Annotated in this window: 6 protein-coding genes and 1 pseudogene; 2 read left to right on the top strand and 5 right to left on the bottom strand. The window is 65.6% G+C overall.

Annotation, left to right across the window (positions count from 1 at the left end):
• Positions 1-96 (bottom strand): FAD-dependent monooxygenase (locus tag LPZ50_RS21890; RefSeq protein WP_329957691.1); only part of this gene is annotated, 96 nt, incomplete at its 3' end.
• Between the two features lie 113 nt (positions 97-209).
• On the opposite strand from LPZ50_RS21890, the gene folB reads away from it, so the two are divergent.
• Together folB and ttcA are read left to right on the top strand one after the other, a co-directional pair.
• Positions 210-569: a dihydroneopterin aldolase gene (folB, locus tag LPZ50_RS21895; RefSeq protein WP_230664916.1), complete on the top strand. Its 360-nt coding sequence runs from the start codon at positions 210-212 to the stop codon at positions 567-569.
• A gap of 6 nt (positions 570-575) precedes the next feature.
• Positions 576-1538: a tRNA 2-thiocytidine(32) synthetase TtcA gene (ttcA, locus tag LPZ50_RS21900; RefSeq protein WP_230664918.1), complete on the top strand. Its 963-nt coding sequence runs from the start codon at positions 576-578 to the stop codon at positions 1536-1538.
• Between the two features lie 94 nt (positions 1539-1632).
• On the opposite strand, the gene LPZ50_RS21905 is transcribed toward ttcA, so the two are convergent.
• The 4 genes and pseudogenes from LPZ50_RS21905 to LPZ50_RS21920 all read right to left on the bottom strand — a co-directional run.
• The gene (locus tag LPZ50_RS21905; protein WP_230664922.1) at positions 1633-2646 is read right to left on the bottom strand and encodes an asparaginase; all 1014 of its coding nucleotides are present in this window, start codon (positions 2644-2646) and stop codon (positions 1633-1635) included.
• A gap of 80 nt (positions 2647-2726) precedes the next feature.
• On the bottom strand, positions 2727-3683 hold the full coding sequence (locus LPZ50_RS21910; RefSeq protein ID WP_230664924.1) for a D-2-hydroxyacid dehydrogenase family protein: 957 nt from the start codon (positions 3681-3683) through the stop codon (positions 2727-2729).
• A gap of 28 nt (positions 3684-3711) precedes the next feature.
• Positions 3712-4518 (bottom strand): DsbC family protein, encoded by an 807-nt coding sequence (locus LPZ50_RS21915; protein ID WP_230664920.1) that lies wholly within the window; start codon positions 4516-4518, stop codon positions 3712-3714.
• Positions 4519-4535: 17 nt separating this feature from the next.
• Positions 4536-4729: pseudogene (locus LPZ50_RS21920) on the bottom strand (ubiquinone biosynthesis protein UbiH); the annotation flags it as partial.

A 4729-nucleotide genomic window follows, 5' to 3' on the forward strand; every position in this document is an offset into this window, starting at 1 on the left:
GACCAGCAGCGGCGCCAGGCCCAGCCGCGCCAGCCAGATGGCGCACGAGGCCCCGGCCGGGCCGCCGCCCACGATCACCGCATCGTATTGCTGCATGCTTGTCTTGTTCCGTCTTGCAAAGGTGCGCGCCGCCAGGGGCGCATGGGCCGAATTGTAGCCACGGGCCCGGCCCGCCTTACAATTCCGGTTCTCTTCTCCGGGTATTCATCATGCCTACACGCCGCATCATCCTTTCCGGGCTGGCCCTGGATGCCCGCATCGGGATCCTGGAACACGAACGCCGCGCCACGCAGCCGCTGCACATCGACGCCGAGTTCGACGTGGATATCACGCGCTCGGTAGACGACCACGACATCCACAGCGTGCTGGACTACCGCCAATTGCGCGAAGCCATCGTCGAAGAATGCACCCAGGCCCACGTGAACCTGATCGAGACACTGACCGAGCAGGTGGCCAACCGCCTGCTGCGCGATTTCGCCGAGGTGCGCGCGCTGCGGCTGCGCATCAGCAAGCCCATGGCGTTCTCGGACTGCGCCGCCGTGGGCGTGGAAATCCAGATCAATCGCTGAACCATCATGCAAGACCTTATCGAAACCCCCGTGGCCGCGCGCACGCCGGCCGAAGAAAAGCTCCGCCACGAAGGCAACAAGCTGACCAAGCGGCTGGCCCGCGAAACCACGCGCGCCATTGCCGACTACAACATGATCGAGGCGGGCGACCGCGTCATGGTGTGCCTGTCGGGCGGCAAGGATTCCTACGCGCTGCTGGACATCCTGCTCAGCCTGCGCAAGCGCGCGCCGTTTCCGTTCGACATTGTGGCGGTCAACCTGGACCAGAAACAGCCCGGCTTTCCGCCCGAGGTACTGCCCACGTACCTGCGCAAGCTGGACGTGCCCTTTCACATCGAGACGCAGGACACATATTCGATCGTGACGCGGGTCATTCCGGAAGGCAAGACCATGTGCTCGCTGTGCTCGCGCCTGCGGCGCGGCATCCTGTACCGCGTGGCGGGCGAACTGGGCGCCACCAAGATCGCGCTGGGACACCACCGCGACGACATCCTGGCCACCTTCTTCCTGAACCTGTTCTACGGCGGCAAGGCCAAGGCCATGCCGCCCAAGCTGGTGTCCGACGACGGCCGCCACACCGTGATCCGCCCGCTGGCCTATGTGCCGGAAAGCGACCTGATCGCCTACGCGAAGTTCAAGCAGTTCCCCATTATTCCGTGTAACTTGTGCGGCTCGCAGGAAAACCTGAAGCGCCAGGAAGTGGCCGGCATGATCCGCGAATGGGACCGCAAGCACCCCGGGCGTTCCTGGAACGTATTCAATGCCCTGTCGCGCATCGTGCCCTCGCACCTGATGGACCGCGACCTGTTCGACTTCGCGGGCCTGAAGCCCACGGGCATGCCCGACGCCAATGGTGATACAGCATTCGACCCGGTGGATCCGCAAGACGACGCGGGCAAGGCCTGTAGCGACGCACCGGCCGGCGGGCTGGTGGAACAGACGATAGTGTTTGGCCGGAGCCAGGCCTGACTTCGGTGTCTGGCACCCTACGGGAGCCAGACACCTGGGCGGATTCTCTCAAGCAATGCCATGAGTTTGTTGCTTCCGCCCGTGACCCTTTCCCCTACAGATCAAACCCCGCCTGGATCTGTTCCTTGGTGGTCTTGCCCTGCTGCAGCAACAGCATCAGCAAAATGCGCGCTTTCTGCGGCGTCAGGTCGCCGGCCATGACGGCGCCCGCGTCGGCCAGGGTCTTGCCGCCGCCTTCGAAGCCGTAGTTCGCCAGGACGCGGCCGTTGTGGACGCGGGTGGAAATCACCACCGGCACGCCCTTGGACAGCGCATACTTGATGCCCTCGAACATGGCCATGTTGACATTGCCCATGCCCAGGGCCTGCACCACGATGCCCTGCGTGCCCTGGTCCACGGCGCTGCGCAGCATGCGGTCGTCGGCCCCGCCGTACATGGCCACGATATCCACGCGCGGCATTTCGGCCGCCGCGATCGGAATGTGCTGTCGGCGCAGCGGCGCGCGGTCGATCACGACCTTGTCCGGGTAGACCTCGCCAATGAAGCCGTATTGCCCGGACTGGAACGTCTCGACGTTGGCGGTATGCGTTTTCGTGACATAACGCGCGGCGTTGATCTGGTTGTTCATGGCCAGCATCGCGCCCTTGCCGCGCGCCTGCGGGTCCACCGCGATGCGCACGGCGTTCAGCAGGTTGCGCGGGCCGTCGAAATCGGACGACGAGGCATTGCGCTGCGCGCCGATCAGCACAATGGGCTTGTCCGACTTCACGGTGGTGTCCAGCCAGAACGCGGTTTCTTCCAGCGTATCCGTGCCGTGCGACACCACCACGCCGGCCACCTCGGGCCGCTTCAGCGCGTCGTCGACCGCCTTGCTCAGCGCCACCCAACGCGCCGGGTCCATATAGTCGGACGGCACGTTGGACAAGTTGTTCACTTCCACCTTGGCGTACTTGCCCACGTCGGGCACCGTAGCCATCAGGTCTTCCCCGGAAATCGCCGGCACCGGCGCCTTTTTCACCGGGTCGATTTTCATGGCGATGGTGCCGCCGGTGGCGATCAGCGGCACCGTGGGTTTGTCCTGGGCATACGCCGGCCCCGCCGCCACCATATAAGCCGCCATCAAGAGCGCCAATTTCTTCACAGCCGTCTCCCTCAGTGTTGTAAGCAATGGATATCGGTAGGTGCGCGTCAGGGGTTCAGTACGCGCACCGGCTGGCCGCCCATCCAGGCCTGCACCGCCTGGAGTGCGCTGCGGTAGAAAGCCGTGAAGTTCTCGGGGCTGACGTAGCCCAGGTGCGGAGTTAGCACCACGTTGTCCAGGCTGCGCAGCGCATCGGTGGGCGGCAGGGGTTCTTGGGGGAATACGTCCAGCCCCGCGCCCGCCAGCCGCCCCTTGCGCAGGGCGTCCAGCAGCGCGGGCGAATCCACCAAACCCGCGCGCGAGGTATTCACCAGGAAAGCCGTGGGCTTCATGGCGGCCAGCGCGGCCGCATCCACCACGTGGCGCGTGCGGTCGCTGAGTATCAGATGCAGGCTGACCACATCGGCGTCGGCGAACAACTGGTGCTTGGGCACGAACTGCACGCCGGCTTCCTGGGCGCGCTCGGCCGTCAGGTTGGGGCTCCAGGCCTGCACGTGCATGCCGAAGGCCTTGCCCACCTGGGCCACGGCGGTGCCCAGCTTGCCCAGACCCACCACGCCCAGCGTCTTGCCCGCCAGGGGCCGCGGCATGCCGGTTTGCCACAAGCCGCGGCGCATGTTGGCGTCTTCGACCGTCAGGTTCTTGAACAGCGCCAGGATGTGCGCCCACGCCAGTTCCGATGTGGCGGTGTTGGCGTCGGCGGCGCCGGGCGCGCCGCACACCACAATGCCGCGGCGCGTGCAGGCATCCATGTCGATGGCCAGGTTGCGCAGGCCGGTGGTGACCAGCAGGCGCAGCTTGGGCAGCGATTCGATCAGTTGCGCCGGGAACGGCGTGCGCTCACGCATGGCCACGATCACGTCGAAATCCTGCAAGGCGCGAACCCTTTCGCCTTCGGGCAGGTAGTCGTGGAACGACTGGACCTGCGCGCGGCCGCCCAGCGTGGCCCAGTCGGCGTAGCGCTGGGCCACGCCGTGGTAATCGTCCAGCAAGGCAACCTTGATCGTGTCATTGTCCACGTGGAGGCTCCGGTTATTTGCCCAGGCGGGCCTGGATCATCTCGATAGGGGCGGCGCCGTTCAGGCGGGTGCCGTCCTGGAAGAAAATGGCGGGAGTGCCGCGCACCATCAACTTCTGCCCCAGTTCCAGCACCTGCTTGATGGGCGTATCGCACTCGGCGGTGGGCGGTTTCTTGCCGCGCTGCATCCAGTCTTCCCAGGCCTGGGCGCGGTCTTTGGCGCACCACACATCGCGCGACTTGGTGTGCGAATCGGGTGCCAGGATGGGATACAGGAAGGTGTAGATCGTGAGGTTGGTTTCGTCTTTCAGGGTTTTGTGCAGCTGCTTGCAATAGCCGCAATTCGGGTCTTCGAAAATGGCCACCTTGCGCGAGCCGTCGCCGCGCACCTGCTTCACGGCCAGGTCCAGCGGCAATTCGCTGAACGCCACCTGCCCCAGCTTTTCCTGGCGTTCGCGGGTAATGTCGGTGCGCGTGGCGGCATCGATCAGCGGGCCCTGCATTACCCAGGTTACCCCTTCGTCGGTGTACACCAGTTCGCCGCCCAACTGCACTTCGAAAATGCCGTAGGGCGTGCGGTGCACCGCCGTCACGTCCAGTTCCTTGAAGCGCTGCGAAAAACGCTGCCGCACTTCCTGGGCCACCGGATCGGCCACCGCGCCGGTGGAATACGACTTGCCCGCTGGCGCCGCCTTGCCGGGCTGGGTGGAATACACCTGGTCTTTTTTCGACGGGGCTTGCTCGGCCCAGGCGCCGCCGGCCAGTACCAGTGCCGCGGCGCACAGCGGCGCGGTAAGCAGGGAAGAAAATCGCAGATTCATGGATGCTCCTTGGGGCGTCAGTTGCGCGACGCCCCGTCTATCAGTTGCCGCTTCAGGAAAGGCGACGCGTCGACCCAACGCATGCCGGTGTTGCGCAGCCAGGCCAGGGGCGCGGCGCGGGCGCCAAACAGGCGGTACAGGCCGTCGGTGGCCAGGCGCATGGCGAATACCGATTCGGCGCGCGCGCGCTGGTAGCGCCGCAGCACGCGCG

Source organism: Bordetella petrii (genome assembly GCF_020991325.1).
GTDB lineage: Bacteria > Pseudomonadota > Gammaproteobacteria > Burkholderiales > Burkholderiaceae_B > Bordetella_A > Bordetella_A petrii_E.

Bases quoted from the DNA above. Each gene is read 5' to 3' on its own strand.
- folB (WP_230664916.1), top strand. From the start codon at position 210: ATGCCTACACGCCGCATCATCCTTTCCGGGCTGGCCCTGGATGCCCGC.
- ttcA (WP_230664918.1), top strand. From the start codon at position 576: ATGCAAGACCTTATCGAAACCCCCGTGGCCGCGCGCACGCCGGCCGAA.
- LPZ50_RS21905 (WP_230664922.1), bottom strand. From the start codon at position 2,646: ATGGTGGCGGCGGGGCCGGCGTATGCCCAGGACAAACCCACGGTGCCG.
- LPZ50_RS21915 (WP_230664920.1), bottom strand. From the start codon at position 4,518: ATGAATCTGCGATTTTCTTCCCTGCTTACCGCGCCGCTGTGCGCCGCG.